This is a genomic window from Nonomuraea sp. ZG12 (assembly GCF_052068115.1).
Classification (GTDB): domain Bacteria; phylum Actinomycetota; class Actinomycetes; order Streptosporangiales; family Streptosporangiaceae; genus Nonomuraea.
The window spans coordinates 62,700-89,088 of the sequence record NZ_JBQHCW010000003.1; the positions used below are offsets into that span (position 1 = coordinate 62,700).

Below are 26,389 nucleotides of genomic sequence, written 5' to 3' on the forward strand. Positions count from 1 at the left end.
GACAAGGCGCAGCGGCCTATACCGTTACACCACCATGCGCCTGACGAATGTGTCCTTCCGCTACACAAGACGTGATCAACCCGTCATACAGGGGGTTGACGCTCAGCTCGCCCCCGGCGACGTGATCGAACTGGCCGGTGCCAACGGCGCGGGCAAATCCACGCTGCTCCGCCTCCTGGCGGGGCTCACCCGGCCGACCAGCGGCACGATCACCGGCCGCCCGGCGGTCGTCGGCCTGGCCCCCGACCGCTTCCCCGCCGAGCAGCCCTTCACGGTGTCGGCGTACCTGAACCACATGTCCCGCATCCGCGGCGGCGCCCGCTGGGAGCCCTGGGCGGAGCGGCTCAACATGGCCGAACTGCTCGACGTACGCCTCGTCGCACTGTCCAAGGGCAGCGGCCACAAGGTCGGCCTCGCCCAGGCCCTGATGGCCGACCCCGGCCTGTTGCTGCTCGACGAGCCGTTCGCCGGCCTGGACGCCGACACCCGCGAGGCGCTGCCGCCGATCGTCGAGGAGCTCTCCCGACAGGGGGTCATCGTGATCGCCAGCGATCACCAGGGCGGCCTGCGCGGCCTGCCGTCCGCCCGCCGCTGGTCCCTCTCCGAGGGCCGCCTCCAGGAGCTGACGGCCGGTACGACGGACGACGTGCCGCCGGAGCCGGTGACCGTCGCGGTGACCGTCCCCGCCGCCGAGGTCAGGACCTTCCTGGACGGGATGCGCCGCCAGGGCTACGAGACCCGCGAACTGACCGCCGAGGAGACCAGGTGATCGCATCGCCCATCCCCGACCCCCTGGCTCCGCCCGCCCCCCTGCCCACGTTCGGACCGGCCGCTGAGGAGATCCCATGATCGCGCTGGCCGCGTTCAGGCTGGCCGCCTATGTGCGGTCGCATCGCGTCTTTCAGGCGCTGCTCCTGCTGTTGCTCCTGCTCGCCGTCATGCACGGCAACGCGGCGCCCGCAGGGCACGAGGCCGTCGTGCTGACGGACTCGGCGGCGCTGATCATCCCGGTTCTCGCCTGGGCCGCGCGGAGCCTGCTCGACACCGAGCCGGACCAGCAGCGGCTGATGTCCGCGACCAGCGTGGGCGGCAGCGGGCGTGAGCTGTCCGCCGGCATCCTGGCCGCCCTGGCCGCCTGCGCCGGCCTCGCCGCGCTCGCGCTCGCCTTCGGCGTGCTGCTCGGGCTGGCCGCCACCCCGTCGGGGCCGGTGCTGGGGGCCGCGGCGCTGCTGCACGTGCTGGCCGCGCTGGCGGGCACCGCGCTCGGCGCGCTCACCAGCAGGGTGATCCTGCCGTCGCCGGCCGTGTCCATCATGGCCCTGTTGTCGGGCGTGCTCGGGATACTGCTCCTGAGCGCGTCACCGCTCTACTGGCTGACCGTGCCGGTCATCGTCTGGATGCGGGCCGCGAACACCGATCTCCTGCTGGACCGGCTCCCCGAGCTCGCGGGCATCTCCCTGGCCTGGTGCCTCATCGGGCTCGCCGCCTACGCCTGGCTGCGCCGTACCCGCCCATGACGTTTCGGGCGCCGTACCCGCTCATGGGGTGGCAGTTGGTGTCAGGCGTACGCGCGCGAGTGTGTCGCGGCGGGAGGCTATTCGGTGGCGGCGAGCTGGCCGCAGGCGCCGTCGATCTCGCGGCCGCGGGTGTCGCGGACCGTCACCGGGACGCCGTGGAACTGCAGCCGCCTGACGAACGCCCGCTCGTCCTCCGGCCGCGAGGCCGTCCACTTGGAGCCGGGCGTCGGGTTGAGCGGGATCAGGTTGACGTGCACCAGCTTGTTCTTCACCAGCTTGCCGAGCAGGTCGGCCCGCCACTCCTGGTCGTTGATGTCCTTGATCAGGGCGTACTCGATGGAGACCCGCCGCTTGGTCTTGGCGGCGTAGGCCCAGGCGGCGTCCAGCACCTCCGAGACCTTCCAGCGCGTGTTGATCGGCACCAGCGTGTCGCGCAGCTCGTCGTCTGGCGCGTGCAGGGAGAGCGCGAGGGTGACCGGCAGCCCCTCGTCGGCGAGCTTGCCGATGGCCGGGACCAGGCCGACGGTGGAGACGGTGACGCCGCGGGCGGAGATGCCGAGGCCGTCGGGCGCGGGCTCCACCATGCGCCGCACCGCCGCGATGACCTGCTTGTAGTTGGCCAGCGGCTCACCCATGCCCATGAAGACCACGTTGTTCACCCGGGCGGGACCGCCCGGCACCTGGCCCGCCGCCAGCGCGCGAGCCCCCGAGACCACCTGCTCGACGATCTCGGCGGTGGACATGTTCCGGGTCAGGCCCGCCTGGCCGGTGGCGCAGAACGGGCAGTTCATGCCACAACCGGCCTGCGACGACACGCACATGGTCACGCGGTCGGGATAGCGCATGAGCACCGACTCGACCAGCGCGCCGTCGAAGAGCCGCCACAGCGTCTTGCGGGTGGTGCCGCCGTCGGTGGTGAGCTCCTTGACCGGCGTGAGCAGCGACGGCAGCAGCGACGACAGCTTCTCCCGGGCGGCGGCCGGCAGGTCGGTCATCTCAGCCACGTCGGTGGTGAGCCGCTCGAAGTAGTGGCGGGAGAGCTGGTCGGCGCGGAAGGCCTTCTCGCCGAGCTCGGTGACGGCCGCGCGGCGGTCGGCCATGGAAAGGTCCGCCAGGTGCCGAGCCGGCTTGGCCCTGCGCGGCGCGACGAAGGTGAGCTGGCCTGGCTGCTGGGACACGATCCTGCCTTTGCTGTGGTGGGTTACCGACCAGGGTAGTGAACGCCGGGCGGGGAGGTGACATTCCGTGGCAAGGCGCACGCCGCCCGGTGCTCCCGGTGCGGTAAGCCTCGCATGAGGGCGACCGGCCGATCTACAGTCTTCACGTATGGCGATTTTCCGGTCTGCTTCTGGCGAGGGGCACACCGAGGTCGTCCTCACCGCCGGCAACCCGTACGGCAGCCGGACGCTCGTGGTGGAGCGTGACGAGGACTCCTCGGTGGCCTACCTGTGCGCGCCCGACGGCACCGTGCACGGCGCGGTGTGGCTGGCCAACCACCGGCCCGCCCCGCCCGTGGTCGACCTGGCCCGGATCAACGCCGGTCTGCCGCCGCTGATGCCGAGGGCCAACACGCTGCACCCTACCGGGCGCCGGCCGCTCGGCCAGCTCACGCCCCTCTGGTTCGAGGAGGGCGACGGGGTGGCGCTCTACGAGGAGGACGACCTGCTGGCCGTCATCCCCGGGTGGGCCGACATGAGCCGCGGCATGCCCGGGTACGCCCGCGACGCGGTGGGCGAGTCGCCGTTCGCGTGGGCGCTGTCGGAAGCACTGGAAGGGCTGCGGCCGCGGATCGTCAACGCCCAGGCCTACTGGCGATGGCGATCGGCCGAAGGGTCGTGGCCGGCGTTCCAGGAGCTGGTGATGGGCCATCTGGACCGGACCCTGGGACCGGCGGGGCGCTACTGGGACGCCGGTGGCGAGCGGTTGCCGACCGTCGGCATCACCGAGCGGCCGCCGCGCGGCAGGCGTGAGTTCACCGTGCTGTCCACGGTCGGGATGAGCTGCCAGCGGATGCCGACGGTGGAGCAGTGGATCGACGGGCCCGGCGCGTACGCCCGGATCGAGCTGGCGGTCGCCACCCGCGAGGATCCGCGCGACGCGGCGCTGCTGCTGGTGTGGCTGGCGCAGTATCCCTGGCACTCGGTCACCTGGCTGGGCCACGGGCACACCGCGAAGTGGTATCACGAGCCGTCCACGTTCCCGCTGGGCTCGCAGTATTTGGGGGTCGTCATGCAGGCCGATCCACCCGGCATGCCGGATATGTCGGGATTCGGGTTCGGGGGCGAGGCCGTACGGTGGCTCTGGCTCTCACCCGTCACCCACGACGCGCTCGAAGAGCAGCGTCGCTAGACGAGCACCATCAGACGCACGCCGTCAGACGCTGTTGATCAGGCGCACGCCGTCAGACGCCGTTAGTCAGACGCACGCTGTCAGACGCCGTTGGTCGGACGCTGTTGGTCAGACGAACAGCGCGAGGAGCATCCAGACCGGCACCAGCGTGGTGATCAGCGAGTCCAGCCGGTCCATCAGCCCGCCGTGACCCGGCAGGATCGTGCCGAGGTCCTTAATGCCGAGATCCCGCTTGATCATCGACTCGATCAGGTCACCCACAGTGGCCAGCGCCGCGACGAGCACGCCGATCACGGCCCCCTGCCACAGCTCCCCGCCCAGCAACCACGCCATCAACCACGCCCCGACGGCGACACAGGCGATGACGGACCCGGCGAACCCCTCCCAGGTCTTCTTCGGGCTGATCGCGCTCATCTGGTGCCTGCCGAACAGCACCCCCGCGATGTAACCGCCGATGTCACTGGCCACGGTCACGGCGATGAACAGGACCACCCGATGCGCCCCGTCGTCCGGGGCCAGCAGCAACGCCACGAACCCGGCCAGCAGCGCCGGATAGAACAAGATGAAGACCGAGGCCGTCCCATCACGGACATATCCATCGGTGCCGGCGGCGAACATCCGCCAGATCAGCAACACGAACGCGAACACCACGAACGTGCCGAGCAGCCAGTCAGTCCCGCCCCAGTAAGCGCCCGCCTGCATGGCCGCCAGCCCCGCCAGCGCCGGCACCACCGGCACCTGGATGCCACGGGTCTCGAACGCCTTGATCATCTCGACCACACCGACGCCCACGGCCCCCACGACCACCAGGAGGAAAATCTCCTTGATCGTATAGACGGAGATGATGACCGAGGCACCGAGCCCCACACCCACCGCGATCGCGGCAGGCAGGTTTCTGCCGCTACGGCCGCCGCCGCTCGGTCCGGCGCCAGCCGTACGTTCTTCCACAGAGTCTCTCCAGAGCCACGGCCCCCGCCGTCAGGCGAGGGCCGTGCGGCGGGCCGCTCAGACCTCGAGCAGCTCGGCTTCCTTGTGCTTCAGCAGCTCGTCGATCTTCGCGACGTGCTTCTGGGTGATGTCGTCGAGCTCCTTCTCAGCACGCCGGACCTCGTCCTCACCCGCCTCGCCATCCTTGATCATCTTGTCGAGGATCTCCTTGGCGGAGCGGCGGATGTTGCGCACCGACACCTTGGCGGCCTCGCCCTTGTTCCTGGCGACCTTGATGTACTCCCTGCGCCGGTCCTCCGAAAGCTCGGGGAACGACACACGGATCACCTGGCCGTCGTTACCGGGGTTGACGCCGAGGTCGGAGTCGCGGATCGCCCTCTCGATCGCGGCCATCGAGCCCTTGTCGTAAGGCTGGATGATGATCATGCGGGCCTCGGGCACGTGGAACGAGGCCAACTGCTGGATCGGCGTCTGCGTACCGTAATACTCGGCGCTGATCTTGTTGAACATCGAGGGGGTGACCCGGCCCGTCCGAATGCTCGCGAAGTCCTCCTTCGCCACCGAAACGGCCTTGTCCATCTTCTCCTCGGCTTCGAGGAGGGTTTCGTCGATCACAGCGGCTCCCTGTCTACTAGCTGGCGGTATCGGGCTCACGCCCTCATTTGCCTGCGGGACTCACCAGCGTGCCGATTTTCTCACCGCGGACCGCTCGCAGGATGTTGCCCTCGCCCATGAGGTCGAAGACCACGATCGGCAGGTCGTTGTCCTTGCACAGGCTGATCGCGGTGGCATCCATGACCGCGAGGTCACGCATCAGCACCTCGCCGTAATCAAGATGGTCGAAGCGCACCGCGTCGGGGTTCTTACGTGGATCGGAATCGTAGATCCCGTCCACCTGCGTTCCCTTGAGCAACGCCTCCGCGCCGATCTCCAGGGCTCGCTGGGACGCCGCGGTGTCGGTGGAGAAGTACGGCGACCCCAGGCCCGCGCCGAAGATGACCACGCGACCCTTCTCCAGGTGCCTGATCGCCCTGCGCGGCAGGAACGGCTCGGCCACCTGCTGCATGGTGATGGCCGTCTGGACCCGGGTCTCGATGCCCCGCCGCTCCAGGAAGTCCTGCAGCGCGAGACAGTTGATGACCGTCCCCAGCATGCCCATGTAGTCGGCCCTGGCCCGGTCCATGCCGCCCTCGGACAGGGTGGCGCCGCGGAACATGTTGCCGCCGCCGACCACGACCGAGACCTGCACGCCCTCGCGCACCGCCTCGGCGATCGAATCGGCCAGGTGGTCCACCACGGCAGGATCGATGCCCAGCGGGTCACCGCCGGCGAACGCCTCACCCGACAGCTTCAACATCACCCGCTTCCAGCGCAGCGGGCTCTGGTGGGGCACCGGACCTGACTGGCCCGGCTGGTTCGGGGACGAAGAGACCGCCGACGTGGCGGGCTCCTTGCTGTCCTGCACGGCGGCGGCCTCCCTCTTTAGGCGGTTCGATGGATCGGAAACTCGCTCAAGCCTAAGCCTGGCCGACCTTGAACCTGACGAACGCGAGAACCTGCACGCCGTTCTCCTCGGCGTACTTGCCCACGCTCTTCTTGCTGTCCTTGACGAACTGCTGCTGGAGCAGGGTGAAGTCCTTGTACCAGCCGTTGACCCGGCCATCGACGATCTTGCTGATGGCAGCCTCGGGCTTGCCCTCCTCACGAGTCATCTCCTCAAAGAGCTTGCGCTCCTTCTCGATGACGTCGACGGGGACGGCAGCGGCCTTCAGGTACTGGGGAGCCATCGCGGCGGCGTGCTGCGCGATGTCCTTGGCCACCTCGGCGTTCGGCTTGTCGAGCTGTACGAGGACGCCGACGGCCGGCGGCAGCGCCGGGTCGGTGCGGTGCATGTAGGCGCCGATGTAGCCGCCCTCGAGCACCGCGAAACGACGGATCTCGATCTTCTCGCCCAGCGCGGCGTTGGCGGCGTCAAGGTGCTCCTTGACGCTCTTGCCGTCGAAGGAGGACTCGAGCAGGGTCGGCACGTCGGCCGGCTTGCTCTCCAGCACGTGCGCGACCACCTGCGCGGCGAGCTCCTGGAAACGCTCACCCTTGGCCACGAAGTCGGTCTCACAGTTGACCTCGACCAGCGCGGCGGAGGAGTCGCCGTCCTGCTTGAGCGCGACCAGGCCGTTGGAGGCGGTGCGCGTCTCGCGCTTGCCGACGTCCTTGGCGCCCTTGAGGCGGAGGAGCTCGATGGCGCGGTCGAAGTCGCCCTCAGCCTCCTCCAGAGCCTTCTTACAGTTCATCATGCCGGCAGCGGTGATCTCGCGAAGCCGCTTGACGTCGGCCATGTTCACGGAAGCCATTGCTTTTTCCTTGTGGGATTTCGTCGTGGATCGGGTGGGCACCGGGATCCGGCGCCCACCCTCTGTTGGTACGACACCGCGTGCCGTACAGGAAGCTCTTACTCGACCTGAGGCGGCGATTCGTACGATCCGAGCCCTGAGGCCCTTGACCGCTGGAACCCGCGTCTCCGGCTTACCCTGACCACTCGCCTGCAGTTAGCCCTTGCCTTGACCCATCGCCTTCGGACCCATCGCCTCCGGACCTGCCTTGGCCTGCCTTCGCCTTCGATGAGGCTTAGACCTGCCTTGGCGTAGGCCCTGGACCGGAGCCTGCGACCCCGACCGGCCTTCGGTTCCCCGAGCCGAAGACCGGAGCTTGCGACCCGGCCTTCACCCGGTTCCCCGAGCCGACCCGAGCCTGCCACCCCGACCCGGGTCTCGATCCGACCGGAGCCTGCGATCCCGACCGATCCTCGGTTCCCCGAGCCTGCGACCCCGACCTGCCCGACCCCTGGAGCCTTGACCGACCGGGTCTTCCGACCCCAGCCTGCCCGGCCCCTGAGGCCTTGGACTGACCGGACCCTACGCCCCGACCTTGCCTGAACCTTGGTCTCTGGCAGAGCCCTGCCGTCCTGCCGGACCTATGGCCTGGCCTGGCCTGGCCTGGCCTCTGGCAGAGTCCTCGCCGTCGCGCCGGAGTCCGACCGGTTGAGCCGCCAGCTCTGGACCTGTCCGAGATCCTCAGCTCTCGAACGGCCCAAGCTCTGCGACCCAGACCGCTCGTCCTCCGAACTGCCCTGGCCTCCGGCTTTCGAACGACCCGAAGGTGCTCGATCCGAGTCCTACGGTCCGAGGCCTGTTCCTGACCCGGGTTTCACCCCGAGGCCACGAACGCCCCGGACCGTGGCACGTGATCGTCAGACCTACTGCTGGGTCTCGTCCTCGGCCTTGACCTCGGTCTCGTCCTCGGCCTTCGCCTCGGCGGGAGCCTCGACCTCAACCTCGGCGGGGGCCTCAGCGGCAACCTCGGCGGGAGCCTCTGCCGGAGCCTCGGTCGCGGTCTCAGCGGCGGCCTGCTCGCCGGTGCCCTGCTCGATGAGCTCGCGCTCCCACTCAGCCAGCGGCTCGGCCGCGGCCGGCTTCTCGTCGCCGCGAGCGGCACCCGAGCGAGCCATCAGACCAGCGGCGACACCATCGGCGACCACCCTGGTGAGCAGGCCGACGGCGCGGATGGCGTCGTCGTTGCCCGGGATCGGGTAGTCGACCTCGTCGGGGTCACAGTTGGTGTCGAGGATCGCGACAACAGGGATGCCAAGCTTCTTGGCCTCGCTGATCGCGATGTGCTCCTTCTTGGTGTCCACGATCCACACCGCGCTGGGCACGCGGCCCATGTCGCGGATGCCGCCGAGGGTGCGCTCGAGCTTGTCCTTCTCGCGCCGGCGCATGAGGAGCTCCTTCTTCGTGAGCCCCGAGGCGGCGACGTTGTCGAAGTCGAGCTCCTCGAGCTCCTTCAGACGCTGAAGCCTCTTGTGCACGGTGGAGAAGTTGGTGAGCATGCCACCCAGCCAGCGCTGGTTCACGTACGGCATGCCGACCCGCGCGGCCTGCTCGGCGATGGCCTCCTGGGCCTGCTTCTTGGTGCCGATGAACAGGATCGTGCCGCCGTGGGCGACGGTCTCCTTGACGAAGTCGTACGCACGGTCGATGAACGACAACGACTTCTGCAGGTCGATGATGTAGATGCCGTTGCGCTCGGTGAAGATGAAGCGCTTCATCTTCGGGTTCCAGCGCCGGGTCTGGTGCCCGAAGTGAACACCGCTCTCGAGCAGCTGTCGCATGGTTACGACGGGGGCCATGTGCTGGTCCTCCAGGTCTGGGCGCCCCATGATCGGGCGCGATTCTCGGTTGCGTCGCGACAGCCGGCGGGCTGCCGCCCTGATGCCCCAGAACCGCTCCAGCCAGGCCGTGGCCTGGACCGAAGGCGCGATCCCTTGACGGGGCATGCGAAGTCGGCCTGTGAAGACAGGCCACCGAAAAGTCTACCTCCCGCACGAGCCCCACCTGACCGTTCAGGTCAACCAGCGCCCCACTCCCGCAAATCCCCCTCCCCCCACCCAGGCCCTACCACCCTCACCGCAGAACCCCCAAATACTCACACCCGACCCTGCACCAGACCACCACACACCCTCCAACGCGACCCCCACCCACGCCGCAACCGCCCGCCGCCGACAGCCAGCACATCGTGCCCAGAAGCCACCGTTCCTCACGCCAACGAAATCACCCAAGCCACCACCCACCGGCCACATCGCGTCGCGTCGCCGTCGCGTCGCCGTCGCGTCGCATTGCTGTCGCGTCGCATTGCTGTCGCGTCGCATTACGCCGCGTCGCTGTTGCGTCGCGTTGCCTGACGATGCGTTGCTTCCCATTGCCTCGTGTTGCCTCGCGTTGCGTTACGTCCCGTTGCGTTGTGTTGCGTCGCCTTGCCTCGCCTCGCCTCGCCTTGGAGAACGATTACGTCTCTTCCAAGATCGGCTGACTGACGTTTGCCCGGAACGCGGCCAGTCCGCTCTGACGCTCACGCGTCGGAGCTGGCACCGTGATCTTCGCTGGGCAGTCCCGGGACCGGCCGCTTGGCGTGAGGGAACAGGTTCACCTGCGCCTCCGCCACCCTCGCCCCCGGCGGCGCATCCTCTTGCCTGCGATAACGGGCCCTGTACGGCGCGAGCAGCTTTTCAATCTCTTCACTGAGCCGCGCCATCTCCGTCGCGTTGAGCCGCAGCAAGGTCCGATCGAAGCGGGTCACATCACGCCACTCGTCCGGCTCCTGCGCAGCGGCGGCCAACGCCCGTTCCACCTCACTGTCAGCGTCTCTGCGCACCGCCCGAATCAGCAGATTCTTAGCCTCACGGACATCCGGCTGATCACCCGGAGCGACGCCGATCGCCACCCGTTTAGCTGTGGCCCTCCACAGCCGCTCACGACCATCACCCCGGGGTGGCGCATCCTCCACGAACCCGTACTTGGCCAGCATCCGCAGGTGATAACTGGCCGCACTCGGCGTGATCCCAGCGATCTCGGCCACCTCGGTAGCCGTTGCACTGCCATCGACTCCAAGCCGGTTCAGAATCGCCAGCCTGGCCGGATGAGCAAGAGCCCGCATCGCTTTGGGATCGCTGAGCCCATCCCTGTCCTGCTCCATGCGCCAAAGGTACCCGGACGAATCCTGAAGGGTTGCCTTCATAACTCTGAAAGATTACCTTCATAGTTATGAAGCGCATCTTTCACGTCTGGCCGGCCAGCCCAAGCAGAGGCCTTACCTCGTAGGACACTTCCCGCCCACCGACATAGGCCCCAGCGCTTCGCCCTCCTTGTCCAGCGCCAGAACTCAGCTCACCCCCGCCGGAATCGCCGGATCCATGGAGACGATTGCAGTGTCAAACTCGACAACCCCGCATCGACCAACCCAACCAACGCCTGGCACCGCAGGGAAGCCGACTCATCATCAGCCCCTTCATCACCAGGCCCTGAACCACCAAGCTCCGAACCACACAGCCACGAACCACCAACCCAACGGCACAGCACCGGAAGCAGGCGGCACTGCCGACCCGAAGCTTGAGCCAGAGACGCCGGCCACCCCCCTCACCCCTTCTCCCTCAACGCCCACTGAGCGTCCCCTCCCTAGCCCTGTCCCCGGGGCCGAGCACTTTTCCAGGAGCACTGAGGCCGCAGGCGAGCACCCTCCCCCGGATACTGACGCCGTAGATGGGCGCCTCTTCCCCGATCCCCTTCTTGACCCTGCCGCCGTGGACGGACCCCTCCCCCCTGACACCGACGCCGTAGACGGACCCCTCCCCCCGAACGCTGACAACGCGGACTGGCATCTCCCCCTCCACAGTGATGATGCGGACGGGCAACCCCCCAATCGCGGTGACGACGTACCGGAGCCCCTCCACACCGTCCCCCTACGCAAGCAGCGCGACTACCGCCTGCTCTGGACGGCCCGCACAATCTCGATCACCGGCTCCGAGGTGTCCAAACTCGCCGTCCCCCTGACCGCGATCACCCTGTTGACCGCCTCCCCATCCGAGATGGGCCTTCTGACCGCCGCGTCCTTCGTCCCCGCCTTGCTGTTCGGACTCCACTCAGGCGCCGTCGCTGACCGGCTGGCCAGACACCGGCCGTTGATGATCGCCTGCGAACTGGTCGCCGCAACAGCAGCCGCGTCAGTCCCGCTGGCCTGGCTTATCGGCAGCCTGAACGTGACCTGGCTCATCGTCGTAGCTTTGATCATCGGCACCGCTGGGGTGATGTTCAGAGCCGCGAACTTCCCGCACATCGCCGCAGTCGTCCCACCAGAGCAGCGAACAGACGCCATGGCCGGTTTCAACGCCTCTTACTCAGTCGCCTCGGTCAGCGGCCCAGGGCTCGCCGGCTTACTGGTACAGACACTTACGGCACCGTTCGCCGTGCTCGCGGAGGCCCTCTCCTTCCTGGCATCAGCCCTGCTCCTGCGCGCCATCCGTACCCCTGAGAAGAACAATCCCGGCCCCTCCAGCGGCATGTGGCGCGACGTCATGGAGGGACTGCGCGCGAGCGCCACCCACCCAGTCCTGCGTGCCCTGCTGGGTGCGGGCGTGACCATCAACTTCTTCGCCATGGCATACACAGCCGTGTACATGCTCTACATGCTGCACACGCTGGACATCCCTCAGTTCATGATCGGCGTGCTCATCGCCCTCAGCGGCCTCGGCGGCCTGTTGGGTGCCTGGTCCACCGCCCGCCTGGCCAAGCGGTACGGCGAGAACCGGATCCTGCTCATCTCGGTGCTTTTCTTCCCCATCGAAATCCTGGCCGTAGGCCTACTGGACGGCCCGCTCTGGTGGAAGCTCTCGATACTCGCCCTGACAGGCACGATCACGGGTGGCATCGTCGTCGCCTTCGCCACCTGCATGGGCGCCATCATCCTTCGCGACACGACCCCACAGCTGAGAGGCCGCGTCAACGCCACCATGACCTTCGCCGTTCAGGGCGTCATGGCCCTCGGCGGCGTCACCGGCGGCTTCCTGGCCGAACTGCTCGGCCTGCGCCCGGTCATCCTCATCTGCGCAGCCGGCATAGCCATAAGCACCATCTGGATCTGGACTTCGCCCCTACGCCCAGCCGCTCTCATCTCGCCTCGCACATCGCTCCGGCGAACAAGCAGCAAACAATGAACGGTCTCACAGCCACCAAAAGCCGACCACCCATGTAACAAGTCTCAGAAAGCAAGCTACCACGAACTTGCGCGCTCCCACGATAGCGCATGTCCAGCGACTCAATAACGACGACCTAGCAGTATCACGATTCTTCAAGTGCGGCGCCATAGCTGAACGGCTTATCCACAGACGAATCCCCTCACCCTTGCGTTATCCACAGAATCGCATTCGCCTCATCTCATCAACCGGCGCACACCACATACTCTCCGCATGCACGTTGCCCAAACGACCAACACCGCCTCCCGCCTCCTTTCAGGCCACCCCTACCGCCCTCACCGGAAGCCGGACTACCACTACACCCCGCCCGACCACAGCACATCCACTACAAACCAGCGCATCGGACCATTCGCATTCATATGCCGGACCGCACCCCTTATACATTCCAATCCATCCACAAACCATCCCTCCTGTTTCACAAAAAGGCATGATTTCCCCTTCATCAAGGCACCAATTCGTCCCATTGTGATGGTTATCGCCCTCGTGTTCGTTGCCCCTCTTCTCTGCCCCATCCCAGCGATGTCAGCTGCCCCGGGAACGGCGGCACCCGCAACCTGGCGCTGGCCCCTCAACGGCCCCCCGCGGATCCTGCGTCGTTTCGCCCCGCCACCTGAACCATGGTTGACCGGCCACCGCGGCGTCGACCTCGCCGCGCCGGTCGCCACCCCGGTCCTGGCCGCAGGTCAAGGCACCATCGGCTACGCCGGCTCGGTGGCCGGGCGAGGCGTCGTCACCGTGAACCATCCGGGCGGCCTGCGCACGACCTACCTCCCCGTCGCCGCCGCAGTAAAACAGGGCGATCCGGTCTCCTCAGGCGACCATTTGGGCACCGTCGAGCCCGGTTCGCCACACTGCCCGGAGTCCTGTCTCCACTGGGGACTCCGCAGGTCCACCGCCTACCTGGATCCCCTGCTGCTGCTCGGCCAGGCCCGCATCCGCCTTCTGCCGTACTGGCACGCGAAGCCGCCCCCAATCATCAGCCCCACTCCCCCGAGCGCCACCCCCAATCCTGCCTTCAGCTCTCACATCCCCTCAGATGGCCACACACCTGAGAAACAGTCCGCACGCTCACCTCTCGCCCCTGCCAGGCGAGACGAGCAACACACCCATACACCCATCGCAACACCCGACCACTTCTCGCTGCGCTCCACCGCAATCCCGATGGTCTCCGCTTTCGGCATCGCGGCACTACTAACCGTGTTAATCCTCCTTACCCTGCTGCGCCGCCGAATGCGCACCAACAAATCCCGACATAACGCAGCAGGCGGAAGACACTCCACAAGAATCGATCACACCCTCACAGCAGAAACCCGCTTCCATACGACAGGCCAGCACCGAAAGAACCGCCGCAGACGGACCCGCCGACAGTGATGTGTGCTCGGCTATTTTCCGCTAGGTAGTTGTGCTCGAAACGAGTGACGACATGCCCTGCGCGGGCGATGCGCCGATTCAGTTGGAGCCGACAGTGAACGTTTTCCAACCCACTGGACGCGTGCCCTGATCACATCATGATCGCGATGCTGGTGTTCGGCTGGTGACGCAAAGAAGCTCCTGGTACACGGGTCAATCACCACAATCGTCACCGTCACAACCAGGAGCTTCAGGTGCTGTTCTATCGTGCCACCGTCGATTTGTCGCATCAGAGCCTGAACTACGTCGCCGAGATAATCCGGCGCCACCGTAAGTCCATGAGGTCGGTTGGTGGCGGCTGAACCCCTGCCAGCAGGCCCTGCCCGTCCTGGTCCACCTGCGCAAAGATGAGACATTTACCGAGCTAGGTGCGGGTCGGGGTATCGACCTCGACCGCGTGGCGGTATGTGGAGGAGACGGTGGCTCTCCTGTCAGCGCGTTCTCCCAAGCTCACGACGATGTTGCGGAAGGCCAAGCGGGACGGGCTGCACTACCTGGTGCTGGACGGCACACCCATCCGCACCGATCAGATCAAGGCCGACCGCCCCTACTACTCCGGCGAACACCGCGTACACGGGATGAATGTCCAGGTCATCGCCACACCAGACGGGACCATCCTGTGGACCTCCGCCGCGCTGCCCGGCAAGACACACGACCTGAGCGCCGCCCGTATCTGGGGAATCCTCCGCGAGCTGGATCAGGCCGGGATCATCACCCTCGCGGACAAGGCGTACCAAGGTGCCGAGGGCCCGCTCGTCACCCCGTACAAGGGCAAGAACAAGCCTGAGTCCCGAAAGCGGCCAACCGCTCCCACGCCAAGCTCCGCGGCCCCGGCCGAACGCGCCAACGCCCAGCTGAAGAGCTGGAAGATCCTCCGCAAGCTACGCTGCAGCCCTGCAAAAGCCGGCCACCTGTGCAAGGCCATCGCCGTTCTTTAAAACCACCGCGTCGCACAGGCAGCCTGAGGATGAAAGGAACCGATGATCGTGCAGGTGAAGATCACCATTCACCGAGTGCGGCTGGGAGCCTCGGAGTTCCGGGTGATCCGCCCGGTCAAACCTTTGGCCAATGGGGCACTCTACGACACCGGCAGTCAGTATCACATGTATGTGGATCGGACGGATGGCCGACGGATCGGCGCGTTGTGGCTGCTCGCAGCCCGATCGCCACGCTCTTTGGTCTACCTGCCGATGCGCGCCACTCCGGCCGTCCCTGGGATCAACCCCGACTGGGACAAGGAGGAGAGGTGCCCGGACCGGCCGCTTGATCTCGTGCTGGTCCACCACTCGCTGCAGTTCCCGCCCTCCCACTGGAAGCAGGTAAGAAAGCGGATCATCGCCGGAAGCCCTCCGTGCGAAATACGGACGGCAAGTGTGCCGGACACCGACCTACCCGCCGACGAGGAGATCGACTACCGGGCCCTGAACTACCAGGAAAACAAGGACACACTCCACCAGCGCATGCACGCCGAGACGCTGTTTCTGACCGGCAGCACTGCGGCGTTTCGGCAGCCGGCCCGTCACTTCTTCGCCGTGGCGAAGGAAGGGCCGTCTGCTGCCGCGACCTCGCTGTACATCTCGGGCGCCTGCAACTATCACGTCTGCCGACTGTTCTACTGGCCGAATCTGGATCCAGGTGCCGGGCAGGACATTCACCTGGAGTACGCCCCGCGATGGACGGTCTGACAAACCCATGACCTGCGACGTCAGGTTGGAAACCCTCAGTGAGCCTTTCACCCTGAAGGCACAGCCCAGAGCGGTGAACCGGTAGAGGCGAACACTCAGCCCGTCGCCGAGCAAGGCGTTGGCAATCCCACCCATTCCAAGCAATTCCACATCATCCGCTTCCGAGCTATCCGACCGGGAGGATGAAAAGGCTCCGTACCAGCAGGCGGCCTGCCCGGTGGTGAAGAAGGCTGACTGATCACTAGAATCCTGATTTCGCGCCGGCCAGTGTGCGCGACGCCCCATCGCGCCCGGGTTCATCGTCCCACCACGAGCGGGTTCTGGACCTATCGGTAGCGGCTGGCTGGCACCATGGCTGTTCTACGTCGAAGCAGGGGGAGGGCGGCGGGTCGAAGACCCGGTCAGGGCGAGAGCCGCCGCCCCGCTGCCGCCGAATTCCCTTACCGCGGCTCCGTCTGTTACCGACCTCTGGCGGACCATCATGATGGCTGCTGACGATCATGATTACTTCGAAGCTCCGGGCCTGCGGGGCCGTGGGCCGGCACTTCGGGGCCGCGGGGCCGGACTGCGGGGCCGCGGGGCCGCGGGGCATGGTGGCGCTATCTGCGGATTCTCCGGTGGTCCTGTTTCACTGAGGTGGATCTCAGCGAGACCTGACCACCGGCGATTGGGACTTCTTGGACGTCGTCCGTGGCGTTCTGGGCCTACCGGGGGAGTCGCCATACGCTGCAGCAAGTCTTACGCCCTGGGATGCGCCTGCCGGTAAGCGCTGCGAAGACGCTCGATGGAGACGTGGGTGTATATCTGCGTGCTGTTCAGCGAAGCGTGCCCCAGCAGTTCCTGAACGCTACGCAAGTCCGCGCCCCCCTCAAGCAGGTGCGTGGCCGCGCTGTGCCGCAACCCGTGCGGTCCCATGTCCGGAGCCCCTTCGACCTGCCGCACGCGCGCGTGCACCACCCGCCGCACCGTCCCCGCGTCGATCCGCCCGCCCCTGACACCGAGGAACAACGCCGGCCCCGACCCCGAACGCACCCACAGCGGCCTGCCGTGCACGCACCACCTGTCCAGCGCCCGCAGAGCAGGTCCCCCGAACGGCACTGACCGCTCCTTACGTCCCTTGCCCAGCACCCGTACGACACGACGATCGCGATCCACGTCATCCACATCCAGCCCGCACAGTTCGCTCACCCGAATGCCCGTGGCGTACAGCAGCTCCAGGAGGGCCTGGTCTCGCAGGTCCCGCGGCTCCCCCTCCGAGGGCGGCGCGTCCAGCACTTCCCGAGCCTGTTCCTGGTCGAGCACGGAGGGCAGCCGCCGAGGGGCCTTGGCCGTCCCCAGCAGCAGTCCCGGATCGTTCGGCAGCCAGCCCTGCCGATGGCAGAAGGCGGTGAAGGTCCTGATGCAAGCAGTCCGCCGCGCGAGGGTGGCTCGCGCCTTGCCCGCATCATGCTGCTCGGCCAGCCACCCCCGCAATGCGGTGACGTCGACACCATCGAGGTGTCCGTCCAGGTAGCCGAGCAGAGCCGTCACGTCCCCCATGTACGCCCGAACCGTATGGGGGGACATATCCCGCTCAAACCGCAGATGCGCCTCGAACGCGCTCAGCACCTCGCCAACGTCAAGATCCACGCGTCTCTCCGTTCACCGCACGCTTCGCGATCATTCTTTCAGGGACCTCTTACCCCGCAACGGGCCAGTGGTAGGTCCGTTCCAGCAGTGACCGGCGATACTTCGTTCCAGCAGTGGCTGTGAATACTCCCTTCCAGCAGAGACTAGGAATAGGTCCGCTCCTTTGTGACTGGATGTTGACGGTCAGAACGTCGGTGACGCGCTCGAACGACCCGTAGCCAGGAGGAAACCCATGTGCGCAGCGTGGTCCGACTGAGTATCGTGCTTGCCATGTCGAGCCCAGAGGCATCCAAGGTGGGGGCTTTCGGTCACCCGTCAGCCCCCTGAATCCACTGGACAGTCCTGCTCTGTCGCACGATGGCGACAGATGACAGAAGTAGCCGGGCCGCTGACCGCGGTGACGAGACGTCTCAGCTGATCTCTCTCATCACCTCGGAGTCTCTCGATGCCCCTGCCTCTCTACCTGCTTGCCGTGGCGCTCTTCGCCATGGGTACATCGGAATTCATGCTCGCCGGCCTGCTGCCGGACATCGCCGCAGATGTCGGCGTGCCGGTTGCGACGGCGGGGCTGCTCACCTCGGCCTTCGCCATCGGAATGGTCGTAGGCGCCCCGCTCATGGCTGGACTCGCGCGCCGATGGCCACAGCGATCCAGCCTGCTGGGCTTTCTCGGCCTGTTCCTGGTCGCGCACGTCCTCGGCGCCTGCACCGGCAGCTTCACCGTTCTGCTCGCTACCCGGATTCTCGCCGCGCTTGCCAACGCCGGATTCCTTGCGGTCGCTCTCACCGCAGCCGCTGCACTGGTCCCGCCGGATCGGAAGGGCCGGGCCTTGGCCGTCCTGCTGGCGGGCATCACGGCCGCCACCATCGCAGGGGTCCCCGGTGGCGCCTTGATAGGGACGCTGCTCGACTGGCGCGCCACCTTCTGGGGAATTGCGCTGTTGTGCCTGCCCTCGGCACTCGGCATAGTCAGCAGCATTCCCGTCAAAACACGACGATCCAAAGGAGAACGACCGGACAAGCCGGCCGGCCCGGATCTACGGCGGGAGCTCGCTGAGTTGCTGCGTCCGCGACTGGTCCTGGTCCTGCTGCTGGGGGCGCTGGTGAATGCCGCGACGTTCGGCACCTTCACCTTCCTCGCTCCCATCGTCACCGATGTCGCTGGGCTGGATCCGCTGTGGGTCTCTGTCGTGCTGGTGCTGTTCGGTCTGGGCTCCTTCGCCGGCGTCACCGTGGCCGGGCGACTGTCCGACCGGCGGCCCGGTGTCGTCGTCGCGATCGGCGGGCCGTTGCTGCTCAGCGGCTGGGTCGCCCTCGCCCTCACCGCGTCCACCCCGGTCGCCCTGCTGATCCTCGCGTTCACCCAGGGTGCGCTCTCCTTCGGCCTCGGGAGCACGCTGATCGCCCGGGTGCTCTATGAGGCCGCGGACGCGCCAACCATGGCCGGCTCCTACGCCACCGCTGCTCTCAACGTCGGGGCGACCGCCGGTCCCGTCATCGCAGCCGCCACGATGAACCCTGGGGCGGCTGAGCTGGGGCCCGTCTGGGCGAGCAGCGCCCTGGTCGCCGTCGCACTTCTTCTCGCGCTGCCTTTTCGTCAGGCCCTCGAACACAGCGACGACCAGAACAGCGTGCGATGACGCACCGTAACGCGCCGTTGCACCCCGAGGCGGCGACTCATCGACCAGCGCCGGACCCATCCCATCACCCCCGCCGCAGCCGTCATGAAGTGAGCCGGCGGCTCACGGTTCCCCAGCGAACGGCGGCATGGGGGAACGGGGGAACGGCCGAGCAGGTCCAGCGACGCCGGTGAGCGTAGGGGGAGGTGGCAAATGGCAATGCGGTGACAGGAAAACAGGCGATCACCCCGAAGCGGTCTGGGGTGGGACCACGGCCTGCACGACTGACGCCCCCTCCCCCGCCAGCACCGGAGACTCAGCCGCGGCGGACGGCCCCGACTCCGCGGACCACCCCGTTTCGTTGGGTGACCCCATTTCGGTGGGCGACCCCGACTCCGCGGGTGGCGGGGGGTGATCGGCAGGGGGTGTGCTGAGGGCGAGCGTTTCTCGGGCCTTGGGGTAGATGGGGGATGCGGTCTTGCGGGCGCGCCAACCTTTGGGCACGCGTTCGACGTAACCGGCCGCCGCCAGGCCGCCCAGGGCGCTCAGGGCCGTGGTGAGGTCTACGCCGGCGGCCACCGCTATGGAGGCGGGGCCCGCGCCGCCTCTGGCCGGGACGGCGTCCAGGACTCTCCTGACAGGCTCCGAGAGCGCGTCTCTCGGCAGCGCGGGGGCCCTGTGGAGCGGGGCCAGGTCGTCGCCGATGACGCCCACCAGGTCGATGAGCTCCTCCGGTGAGGTGACGCAGATGGCCTTCTGTTCGCGCAGGAGTCTGTGGCAGCCAGCTGACTGTGCGGAGGTGACGGGCCCCGGCACGGCTGCCAGATGTCGTTTCAGGGACAGGGCGTGCGTGGCTGTGTTGAGGGCGCCGCTGCGCAGGGCCGCTTCGACGACGACCGTGCCTCTGGACAGGGCGGCGATCAGGCGGTTTCTGATGAGGAAGCGGGCTCTGGTGGGGTGGACGCCCGGTGGGCATTCGCTGACGAGCACGCCCTGGTCGCGGACGGCGGCGAACAGGGCGTGGTGCTCGGAGGGGTAGGCGATGTCGACACCGCAGGCCAGGACGGCAACCGTGGGTGAGTCCGAGGCCAGGACGCCTCGGTGGGCCGCGCCGTCTATCCCGAACGCGCCCCCTGAGACCACGGTCCAACCGGACTCGCTCAGGCCGATGCCGAACTGGGCCGCGATGTGCACGCCGTAGGCGGTGGCCGCCCGCGCGCCGACCACGGCCACCGAGCGCAGGCAGGAGAACCGCAGGTCGGCTGTGCCGTGGAGCCACAGGCCGAGCGGCCGGGCGGCGCCCAGCTGGTCAAGCTGGGTGGGCCATTCGGCGTCGCCCGGGATGATGAGCCTCGCCCCGGACCGCTCTCCCGCCACCAGGTCGGACACGGGGTCGGAGGCCGTCAGACGGGCATGCCAGGTGCTCAGGCGCCTGCCTAGATCTGCGGGGCGCTCCAGGGACGCGTCGCCGACCGGGAAGCCGGGCGGAAGGGTGCGGGCGCGGATGGCCTCCACAGCCTGGGAGGCACCGCAGTGGGACACGAGACGGCCCATGACCGTGTCACCGACATCGGCCGCGCGCATGAGGGCGGCTCTTGCCTCACGCTCAGGGGTGGTGCTCAAGGGGTCCTCCGAAGTAGGGGCGGCCACGGATGTGAGATCGGGCGGGTGGCTCACCCCGACATCCCCAGCCACAAGGCCAATGCCGACGATGTCTCGGTCTCGTCCGGCTGGTCCTTGCCGGTGAGGTCCGCCAACGTCCAGGCCACCCGCACCACACGGTCCAGGCCCCGGGCGCTCAGGGTGCCGGAGTCGAGGCAGGTGGTGATGGGCTTCATGGCGGACTCCGACGGGCGGTAGCGGGCATGGAGGGCCGAGGACGGGATCTCGGCGTTGGTCCGCCACGGGGTCCCGGCGAACCGGACGGCCGCTCGCTGGCGAGCCAGCAGGACCCGCGCGGCGACCGTCTGGCTCGTCTCGACGAACTGCCGGTCCGCCATCAGCTCGCGTCTCGACGAACGCGCGACGGTGACCTTCATGTCGATGCGGTCGAGCAACGGCCCCGACAGCCTGCCCAGGTAACGGCGTCTGATCGTGGGCGTGCACTGGCAGCTGTCGCTCTGGTCCTGGGGCTGGGCGCAGGGGCAGGGGTTGGCCGCGAGCACCAGGATGAACCTGGCCGGGAAGGTGACCGAGCCCGCCGACCTGGCCACCGTGACCTGGCCGGACTCCAGAGGCTGGCGCAGGGAGTCGAGCACGTGACGGGGGAACTCCGGCGCCTCGTCGATGAACAACACTCCCCGGTGGGCCAGGGAGACCGCGCCGGGGCGCACGACGGTGCTGCCGCCGCCGATGATCGCCGCCGCGGTCGCCGTGTGGTGCGGGCTGACGAAGGGGGGCCTGTCGATCGTGGGGCTGTCGGGCGGCAGCACACCCGCCACGGAGTGGATGGCCGTCACCTCCAGCGCGTGGTCGAGGTCGAGCGGCGGCAGGAGAGTGGGCAGGCGCTCCGCCAGGAGGGTCTTGCCCGTGCCGGGCGGGCCCAGCATCCAGAGGTTGTGGTTGCCCGCGGCGCAGACCTCCAGGGCGCGGCGGGCGAGCGGCTGGCCGACCACGTCGGCGAGGTCCACGGTGGGGGCGGTGGCCGTCCGGGGGACGTCCTGGACGGGATGCCGAGGCGGGTCGTCGCCTCTGCGCAGCCACTCCACGAGCTGGCGCAGGTCGGCGACCGGCACCACCTTCACGTCGGGCACCAGGGCCGCCTCCGCCGCGTTGGCGGCCGGGACCACCACGGTGGCGCCCGGGTGGTCGGCGGCGCCCAGGACCGCGGGGAGCACCCCGCGCACCGGCCTGAGGCGGCCGTCCAGGCCCAGCTCGCCGAGGAAGAACTGCTCGGCGACGCGCTCGGCGGGAACGACGCCCGCGGCGCCCAGGATCGCCACGGCGATGGCCAGATCGAACTGGCTGCCCCGCTTGGGGAGACTGGCCGGGAACAGGCTCACCGTGATGCGGGCGTCCGGCCACGCGTAGTGGCTGTTGACCACCGCGGATCTGACCCGCTCACGAGCCTCGCTCAGGGCCGTGTCGGGCAGGCCGATGAGATGGATGCCCGCCAGGCCGTTGCCCACGTCGGCCTCCACCTCGACGGTGCGGCCGGTGACGCCGACCAGCGCGACGCTGCGGGTGCGTGCGACGGCCATCTAGCACGCCCCGCGCACGTGCCGCAGGGAGAAGTCGCCGGCGAAGCGGTCCAACGCGATCACGTCGACCCGGACCCGGGTGAAGACGCGGGGCTGGCCTGCGAGCCATCGGGCGGCCAGGAGCCTCAGGCGGGCCACTTTGGCGGGTCGCACGGACTCCAGCGCTGTGCCGTGGGACCTGCTCGACCGGGTCTTCACTTCGACGACCACCAGGCTGGGGCCGTCCTCGGCGATGATGTCTATCTCGCCGTAACGGCAGCGCCAGTTACGCTCGATGATCGTCATGCCCTCGGCCTGCAGGTAGGCCACGGCGAGTTGCTCGCCGTGCCTGCCGAGATCGTTCTTCGCGGCCATGTGCCACCTCCGGGCACTGACCTTCGCCTACTTCGACCGTGCCGCCGGCGGCCGAGCGTCGTTCTGGGGATATCCGAAGCCGACACCCCCAAGGCTGTGGACGACCGTCCGGTTATCCCGAGAAGCCCTCCTTCGGCATCTCCAGGTCGGCCTTGGCCAACTCTTCGACGTTGACATCCTTGAACGTAACAACTCGGACATTCTTCACAAAACGTGCAGGTCTGTACATATCCCAGACCCAAGCGTCCTGCATCTTCACGTCGAAGAACACGTCACCGTTCTCGGCGGTGCGCACGTCGAGGTCGACGGAGTTGGTCAGGTAGAAGCGCCGTTCCGTCTCCACGACGTAGGTGAACAAACCGACGACATCGCGGTATTCGCGGTAAAGCTGCAGCTCCATCTCGGTTTCGTATTTTTCGAGATCCTCTGCGCTCATCGCGGTCCTCCTGTCGTACCGGTCCCCCGGTGTGCCCGCTCAGGCAACCCCGGCCCCCATTTCATTCTCGCCCATCCGTCTGGCCACCGTAACGAAGGAGTAGCGGTGGTGCGCGCACGGGCCGTGCGTCTCCAGTGCCAGGCGATGCTGTGGCGTGACGTACCCCTTGTGATCGGCGAAACCGTACAGCGGAAAGTCGCCGTCCAGCGCGACCATCATCCGGTCCCTCGTCACCTTGGCCACGATCGACGCGGCCGCCATGCAGGCGGCGACCTGATCCCCCTTCCACACTGCCAGCGACGGCGCCGGAAGGCCCGGCACCGGAAACCCATCCGTGAGGATGTACCCAGGGTCACACGACAACCGCGCGACGGCCCGCCGCATTCCTGACACGTTGCACTTGTGCAGTCCCGTGGCGTCGATCTCCGCGGAGGAAATGGTGACGACGCCGACGTGGGCGGTGGCCATGATCTCGTCATGGAGTCGTTCGCGCACCGCCGGGGTGAGCAGCTTGGAGTCGGCCAGCCCGTCGATCCGCCTGCGCAGGATGACGGCCGCGACGACCAGCGGGCCGGCGCAGGCCCCGCGGCCGGCCTCGTCCACCCCCGCGATGGGAGTGAGGCCGCGGCGGGCCAGCGCCCGCTCGTAAGCGTAGAGTCCGGAATCGCGGCGGACGACGCTCGGTCGAGGGCGGAACGCAACTGTCATGACACAGGAAGCGTACGCCCCAAACGCCGCAAACCGCGACTGGAAGCGCGTTCTACTCGACCTTGGCGAAACTCTCGGGCTTGGTGAAGATCAAGCCCCGCGACAGCGGCCACCAGCGCACCACGGCCGTGCCGACGACCTGATCCACCCCGATGAACCCGCCGCCCGGCTCCTCCATGTGGCTGCGCGCGTCGGCCGAGGAGCTGCGATGGTCTCCCATCAGCCAGAGCTTGCCCTGCGGGACCGTCACCTTGAACTCGTCGCCTGAGGGGAAGTCACCGGGGTAGAGGTAGGACGACTCGTCGAGCGGCTTGCCGTTGATCGTGATGCGATCGTCGTCGTCACAGCAGACGACCTTGTCACCCCCGACGCCGATGACCCGCTTGATGGTGTCCTCGCCGTTCCAGCCCTTGAACACCACGATGTCGCCCCGCTCGGGCGAGCCGGCGAGCTTGTTGACGAACACCCGGTCGTCGATCTTGAGGGTGTTCTCCATCGACTCCGAGGGGATCCAGAAGTTGCCGATCACGAAAGCCTGCAGCAGCAGTGCGATCCCCACGCCCATCAGCAACATGACGATCGTTTCGCGGATGCTGCCCTTTTTCTTCTTTTTCTCCACGCCCTGCGCCTTCTTGGTGACGGCCATCAACGCCGTGCTCCGAGCCGTCCACGCCCTGCTCCGAGCCACCGCCGCCGGATCACGACCACCGGCACGGCCAGGACGAACCCGGCGACCAGCGGAACCGACCCACCGAGCGCCTGGAGCGCCGGCTGCGCGAACGTGTCGGGGATGGAGATCGAGGAGGCTCGCGAGAACGGCCAGACGATCACGAAGGCCCGTCCGATGACCTGGCTCTCAGGGATGGATCCGCCCCCTGGATCGCCGGTGTGGAAGCGGGAGTCCAGCGAGACCTGGCGGTGGTCGCCCATCACCCACAGGCGGTTGGGCGGCACCTTGATGTCGAAGTTCTCGCTGGACGGCAGGTTGCCCGGATAGAGATAGCTCGTCTCGTCGATCGGCACGCCGTTGACCGTGATGCGATGGTCGGCGTCACAGCACTTGACGTGGTCGCCGCCGACGCCGATGACCCGCTTGATGTAGTCCTTCTCGCCGGGGATCAAGCCGAACGAGGTGCCGATCCAGCGGAAGAAGCCCGCGACGGGGTTGGACGGCTCTTCGAGCTCGAACTCGCCGTCCCAGGAGTCGATGCCGGCGAAGACGACCACGTCGCCGCGCTCGATGTCGCGCGTGTGGTAGACCAGCTTGTTCACCAGCACCCGGTCGTTGATCAGGAGAGTGTTCTCCATCGACTCGGAGGGAATGTAGAAGGCCTGGACGACGAAGGTCTTGATGATCAGCGCCAGCGCGAGCGCCACTACGACCAGGACGGGGAGCTCTTTCCAGAACGACCCCTTCTTCTCTTTCTTCCCGTCTTCTGCTGGCTTCTGAGTCTCTTCGGCGACCACGTCCACCTCGTCCTCGACAGGGCGGCGCGGCGCGCCGTGCTCCTGGCTCTCGCTAGTCATTGTTGACGAGCCTAGATGATGCGCAGGCCCGACAAGCCTCGACCGACGTTACAACGGGCACGAGTCGCTCCACATAAAGGAAACAGCCCCGCAAAAGCCGAATGGCCCGCACGCCAGGCGGGCCATCCGGAAGGACATTCGCGTTACTTGGCGGGCGTGGCGTCGCGCTTCTCGCGAATGCGAGCGGCCTTGCCGCGCAGGTCGCGCATGTAGTAGAGCTTGGCGCGGCGCACGTCGCCTCGGGTCACGAGCACGATCTTCTCGATGACCGGGCTGTGCACGGGGAAGGTCCGCTCGACGCCGACGCTGTAGCTGACCTTACGGACGGTGAAGGTCTCGCGGGCGCCGCTGCCCTGGCGGCGCAGCACGAATCCCTTGAAGACCTGGACACGGGAGCGGTTGCCTTCGACCACTCGTACGTGAACCTCGAGCGTGTCGCCGGGCCGGAAGTCCGGCACGTCGCTACGCAGGGTCGACTTCTCGAGCTCCTGGATCTTCGTGTGCATGAGAGCTTTTCCTCAAGTCTCGTGAGCACGCGGAGGTCCACCCGGCCTGAAGCTCGCGGCGGACACGCCTGCTGATCTGATGAAACCCGAGAGTGCTTCTCGGGCATGACGGACCAACCACATGACGGTTGGCAACGCTTCAGTGTGCCATATCTTCCGGCGGGAGGCGAAACGCGAGCTCCTCCAGCAGCCGGCGGTCATGCTTGTCGAGGGTCTCGGGGTCGAGCGCCGCCGCCAGCTCCGGCCTGTTGGCGAGAGTACGGCGCAGCGCCTGGTCACGCCGCCACCTGGCGACTTTCCCATGATGTCCGGACAGCAGCACGGCGGGCACCTCGTGGCCCCGCCAGACGGGCGGCTTGGTGTAGACGGGCCCTTCGAGGAGGTTCTGCATGGCTCCGGGGGCGAAGGAGTCGTCGACGGCGGAGTGCGCGTTGCCGAGCACACCCGGCAGCAGCCTGCCGATGGCCTCCGCCATCACCAGCACCGCCACCTCGCCGCCGGCCAGGACGTAGTCGCCGATGCTCACCTCGTCAACCCGCAGCCGCGAACCGTACTCGGCCATGACGCGCGAGTCGATGCCTTCGTAGCGGCCGCACGCGAACAGCAGCCAGGGCTCGGCCGCCAGCTCCTGGGCGAGCTCCTGGGTGAACGGCCTGCCGCTGGGCGTGGGGACGATCATCCGCGGGGTGCCGTCGCCGATCACCGCGTCGATGGCCTCGCCCCACACCTCGGGCTTCATCACCATGCCGGGCCCGCCGCCGTACGGAGTGTCGTCGACGGTCTTGTGCACGTCGTGCGCCCACTCGCGCAGTTGGTGCACCCGCACGTCGAGGATGCCGCGCTCACGGGCCTTGCCCATCAGCGAGACGTCCAGCGGGGCGAAGTACTCAGGGAAGATCGAGATGATGTCGAGCCGCATC

At 67.6% G+C, this 26,389-nt stretch carries 24 protein-coding genes and 2 pseudogenes; 8 read left to right on the top strand and 18 right to left on the bottom strand.

The features are described 5' to 3' along the window. Nucleotides 1–34 precede the first annotated feature (34 nt). Nucleotides 35–769 (top strand): ATP-binding cassette domain-containing protein, encoded by a 735-nt coding sequence (locus ACTMTF_RS12100; RefSeq protein ID WP_441110689.1) that lies wholly within the window; start codon nt 35–37, stop codon nt 767–769. Nucleotides 770–845: 76 nt separating this feature from the next. After that, on the top strand, nt 846–1,517 hold the full coding sequence (locus tag ACTMTF_RS12105) for a hypothetical protein (protein ID WP_441110690.1): 672 nt from the start codon (nt 846–848) through the stop codon (nt 1,515–1,517). A 77-nt stretch (nt 1,518–1,594) separates the two neighbouring features. Here ACTMTF_RS12105 and rlmN read toward each other — a convergent pair whose 3' ends face one another. Continuing rightward, the gene (rlmN, locus tag ACTMTF_RS12110) at nt 1,595–2,695 is read right to left on the bottom strand and encodes a 23S rRNA (adenine(2503)-C(2))-methyltransferase RlmN (protein ID WP_441110691.1); all 1,101 of its coding nucleotides are present in this window, start codon (nt 2,693–2,695) and stop codon (nt 1,595–1,597) included. A gap of 148 nt (nt 2,696–2,843) precedes the next feature. On the opposite strand from rlmN, the gene ACTMTF_RS12115 reads away from it, so the two are divergent. Continuing rightward, complete coding sequence (locus ACTMTF_RS12115) at nt 2,844–3,866, top strand: suppressor of fused domain protein (RefSeq protein ID WP_441110692.1); 1,023 nt, start codon at nt 2,844–2,846, stop codon at nt 3,864–3,866. A 108-nt stretch (nt 3,867–3,974) separates the two neighbouring features. On the opposite strand, the gene ACTMTF_RS12120 is transcribed toward ACTMTF_RS12115, so the two are convergent. From ACTMTF_RS12120 to ACTMTF_RS12150, 7 genes are all read right to left on the bottom strand, one after another. Further along, the gene (locus ACTMTF_RS12120; RefSeq protein ID WP_441110693.1) at nt 3,975–4,814 is read right to left on the bottom strand and encodes a phosphatidate cytidylyltransferase; all 840 of its coding nucleotides are present in this window, start codon (nt 4,812–4,814) and stop codon (nt 3,975–3,977) included. A gap of 57 nt (nt 4,815–4,871) precedes the next feature. Then, nucleotides 4,872–5,429 (bottom strand): ribosome recycling factor, encoded by a 558-nt coding sequence (gene frr / locus ACTMTF_RS12125; RefSeq protein ID WP_397009935.1) that lies wholly within the window; start codon nt 5,427–5,429, stop codon nt 4,872–4,874. A 43-nt stretch (nt 5,430–5,472) separates the two neighbouring features. Beyond that, nucleotides 5,473–6,171, bottom strand: coding sequence for a UMP kinase (pyrH, locus tag ACTMTF_RS12130; RefSeq protein ID WP_397010720.1), 699 nt, complete (start codon nt 6,169–6,171; stop codon nt 5,473–5,475). Between the two features lie 160 nt (nt 6,172–6,331). After that, the gene (gene tsf / locus ACTMTF_RS12135) at nt 6,332–7,165 is read right to left on the bottom strand and encodes a translation elongation factor Ts (protein WP_397009937.1); all 834 of its coding nucleotides are present in this window, start codon (nt 7,163–7,165) and stop codon (nt 6,332–6,334) included. A gap of 902 nt (nt 7,166–8,067) precedes the next feature. After that, nucleotides 8,068–9,000 (bottom strand): 30S ribosomal protein S2, encoded by a 933-nt coding sequence (gene rpsB, locus ACTMTF_RS12140; protein WP_441110694.1) that lies wholly within the window; start codon nt 8,998–9,000, stop codon nt 8,068–8,070. Between the two features lie 719 nt (nt 9,001–9,719). Next, nucleotides 9,720–10,343, bottom strand: a complete 624-nt coding sequence (locus ACTMTF_RS12145) for an ArsR/SmtB family transcription factor (protein ID WP_441110695.1) — start codon at nt 10,341–10,343, stop codon at nt 9,720–9,722. A 454-nt stretch (nt 10,344–10,797) separates the two neighbouring features. After that, nucleotides 10,798–11,097, bottom strand: a complete 300-nt coding sequence (locus ACTMTF_RS12150) for a hypothetical protein (protein ID WP_441111035.1) — start codon at nt 11,095–11,097, stop codon at nt 10,798–10,800. An 18-nt stretch (nt 11,098–11,115) separates the two neighbouring features. On the opposite strand from ACTMTF_RS12150, the pseudogene ACTMTF_RS12155 reads away from it, so the two are divergent. The 4 genes and pseudogenes from ACTMTF_RS12155 to ACTMTF_RS12170 form a co-directional block, all read left to right on the top strand. Next, a pseudogene (locus tag ACTMTF_RS12155) lies at nt 11,116–12,357 on the top strand (MFS transporter); the annotation flags it as partial. Nucleotides 12,358–13,017: 660 nt separating this feature from the next. Continuing rightward, nucleotides 13,018–13,767, top strand: a complete 750-nt coding sequence (locus ACTMTF_RS12160; RefSeq protein WP_441110696.1) for a M23 family metallopeptidase — start codon at nt 13,018–13,020, stop codon at nt 13,765–13,767. 233 nt (nt 13,768–14,000) lie between these two features. Then, nucleotides 14,001–14,744, top strand: a pseudogene (locus ACTMTF_RS12165) (transposase family protein). Nucleotides 14,745–14,786: 42 nt separating this feature from the next. Beyond that, nucleotides 14,787–15,491 (top strand): hypothetical protein, encoded by a 705-nt coding sequence (locus ACTMTF_RS12170; RefSeq protein ID WP_441110697.1) that lies wholly within the window; start codon nt 14,787–14,789, stop codon nt 15,489–15,491. A gap of 738 nt (nt 15,492–16,229) precedes the next feature. Here the strand turns inward: ACTMTF_RS12170 and ACTMTF_RS12175 are convergent. Continuing rightward, nucleotides 16,230–17,120 carry a tyrosine recombinase XerC gene (locus ACTMTF_RS12175; protein ID WP_441110698.1) on the bottom strand — a complete coding sequence of 297 codons (891 nt, stop codon included), beginning with the start codon at nt 17,118–17,120 and terminating at the stop codon, nt 16,230–16,232. A 445-nt stretch (nt 17,121–17,565) separates the two neighbouring features. Here ACTMTF_RS12175 and ACTMTF_RS12180 point away from each other — a divergent pair, with 445 nt between their 5' ends. Then, nucleotides 17,566–18,759: a Cmx/CmrA family chloramphenicol efflux MFS transporter gene (locus tag ACTMTF_RS12180; protein ID WP_441110699.1), complete on the top strand. Its 1,194-nt coding sequence runs from the start codon at nt 17,566–17,568 to the stop codon at nt 18,757–18,759. Nucleotides 18,760–18,981: 222 nt separating this feature from the next. Here ACTMTF_RS12180 and dprA read toward each other — a convergent pair whose 3' ends face one another. The 9 genes from dprA to trmD form a co-directional block, all read right to left on the bottom strand. Further along, nucleotides 18,982–20,361, bottom strand: coding sequence for a DNA-processing protein DprA (gene dprA / locus ACTMTF_RS12185; protein WP_441110700.1), 1,380 nt, complete (start codon nt 20,359–20,361; stop codon nt 18,982–18,984). A 50-nt stretch (nt 20,362–20,411) separates the two neighbouring features. Then, the gene (locus ACTMTF_RS12190) at nt 20,412–21,938 is read right to left on the bottom strand and encodes a YifB family Mg chelatase-like AAA ATPase (RefSeq protein ID WP_441110701.1); all 1,527 of its coding nucleotides are present in this window, start codon (nt 21,936–21,938) and stop codon (nt 20,412–20,414) included. Beyond that, complete coding sequence (locus ACTMTF_RS12195; protein ID WP_441110702.1) at nt 21,939–22,292, bottom strand: YraN family protein; 354 nt, start codon at nt 22,290–22,292, stop codon at nt 21,939–21,941. 112 nt (nt 22,293–22,404) lie between these two features. After that, nucleotides 22,405–22,728 carry a DUF2469 domain-containing protein gene (locus ACTMTF_RS12200; RefSeq protein ID WP_026215037.1) on the bottom strand — a complete coding sequence of 108 codons (324 nt, stop codon included), beginning with the start codon at nt 22,726–22,728 and terminating at the stop codon, nt 22,405–22,407. A 39-nt stretch (nt 22,729–22,767) separates the two neighbouring features. Continuing rightward, nucleotides 22,768–23,436 (bottom strand): ribonuclease HII, encoded by a 669-nt coding sequence (locus ACTMTF_RS12205; RefSeq protein WP_397009955.1) that lies wholly within the window; start codon nt 23,434–23,436, stop codon nt 22,768–22,770. A 52-nt stretch (nt 23,437–23,488) separates the two neighbouring features. After that, the gene (gene lepB, locus ACTMTF_RS12210) at nt 23,489–24,082 is read right to left on the bottom strand and encodes a signal peptidase I (RefSeq protein WP_441110703.1); all 594 of its coding nucleotides are present in this window, start codon (nt 24,080–24,082) and stop codon (nt 23,489–23,491) included. After that, complete coding sequence (lepB, locus tag ACTMTF_RS12215; RefSeq protein WP_441110704.1) at nt 24,082–24,963, bottom strand: signal peptidase I; 882 nt, start codon at nt 24,961–24,963, stop codon at nt 24,082–24,084. The genes lepB (ACTMTF_RS12210) and lepB (ACTMTF_RS12215) overlap by 1 nt, the downstream gene beginning before the upstream one ends. Before the next feature lie 143 nt (nt 24,964–25,106). Continuing rightward, the gene (rplS, locus tag ACTMTF_RS12220; RefSeq protein ID WP_189138260.1) at nt 25,107–25,469 is read right to left on the bottom strand and encodes a 50S ribosomal protein L19; all 363 of its coding nucleotides are present in this window, start codon (nt 25,467–25,469) and stop codon (nt 25,107–25,109) included. 139 nt (nt 25,470–25,608) lie between these two features. Continuing rightward, nucleotides 25,609–26,388: a tRNA (guanosine(37)-N1)-methyltransferase TrmD gene (trmD, locus tag ACTMTF_RS12225; RefSeq protein WP_441110705.1), complete on the bottom strand. Its 780-nt coding sequence runs from the start codon at nt 26,386–26,388 to the stop codon at nt 25,609–25,611. Nucleotide 26,389: the final 1 nt, after the last annotated feature.